Here is a 426-nt window from a genome sequence, read left to right as displayed (position 1 = left end):
CATTAAGATATTTTTAACTTTTGTGGATTGTGACTGTACAAAGCAATAAAAATTCCGATAAACTAATAAGCGACCAACTCTTTTAAAACATCATTAAGCTTAGATTTAGCCAAATATTGATCTTCTAATTGTTGAGCAAACGGAATAGGTGTTTCCATACTTGCCAAGCGTTTAACTGGAGCATCTAAAAACTCAAAGCATTCTTCCATAATTAATGCCGAGATATCGCTCGCAATACCACCAAATAAAGAATCTTCTTGAAGAATGAGTACTTTACCTGTCTTTTTAACTGAATGCATTATTGATTCTATGTCTAGCGGCTGGAGAGTTCTTAAATCAATGAGATCAGCAGATATTTCAGAATTAGCGTCAAGTGATTCAATAGCCCAATGCACACCAGCTCCATATGTAATTATACTTATATCA

General features: G+C 33.8%; 1 protein-coding gene. It reads right to left on the bottom strand.

Features of this window, described 5'->3' with window-relative positions; all coding sequences use genetic code 11:
- Window positions 1–62 precede the first annotated feature (62 nt).
- Window positions 63–426: transketolase C-terminal domain-containing protein (locus J1C54_RS16430; protein ID WP_304504417.1), on the bottom strand; the 364-nt coding region annotated here is incomplete at its 5' end.

This window comes from Alcanivorax sp. 1008 (assembly GCF_020667895.1).
In the GTDB taxonomy this organism is placed as follows: domain Bacteria; phylum Pseudomonadota; class Gammaproteobacteria; order Pseudomonadales; family Alcanivoracaceae; genus PGZG01.
Note: the sequence above shows the minus strand (reverse complement) of the source record. Positions and strands in the feature narration are given on the sequence as shown.